Consider the following 481-nt stretch of genomic DNA (forward strand, 5'->3'; position numbering starts at 1 on the left):
AACCTGCGGCTGGATCACCTCCTTTCTAAGGAAGCGAAGGATATGGAGAGCAGGAATGCTAAGAGAAGTATCCAGAGCAAGCGGAAGCACACTGAGAAACTTTGTTTAGTTTTGAGGGTAGTACCTCAAAGATTTGAAAAACGCCAAGCGTTAGTCGGGCCTATAGCTCAGCTGGTTTAGAGCGCACGCCTGATAAGCGTGAGGTCGATGGTTCAAGTCCATTTAGGCCCATTGACATAACGAGGAAAAAGAGTTAAAGTTATGTCTGGCCGAAAGTAAAATACTCTGGGGGCTTAGCTCAGTTGGGAGAGCACCTGCTTTGCACGCAGGAGGTCATCGGTTCGAACCCGTTAGCCTCCATTGATCCAGAAAAAGGATCAAAGAGCTAGTACATTGAAAACTGAATATAATCCAAGCAAAAAACCGAGACAATCAAAGAGAACAGATTGTAGAGCGACCGAGAAGAGAATTCTTGAGTAAG

Annotated in this window: 2 tRNA genes; both read left to right on the forward strand. The window is 45.5% G+C overall.

Features of this window, described 5'->3' with window-relative positions:
- The first annotated feature begins 156 nt into the window (after nucleotides 1–156).
- Nucleotides 157–231: transfer RNA gene (locus CP367_RS10305), tRNA-Ile, on the forward strand.
- 56 nt (nucleotides 232–287) lie between these two features.
- A tRNA-Ala gene (locus tag CP367_RS10310) sits at nucleotides 288–360 on the forward strand.
- Nucleotides 361–481 lie beyond the last annotated feature (121 nt).

Source organism: Lactobacillus sp. UMNPBX16, from assembly GCF_002553775.1.
Lineage (GTDB): Bacteria > Bacillota > Bacilli > Lactobacillales > Lactobacillaceae > Lactobacillus > Lactobacillus crispatus.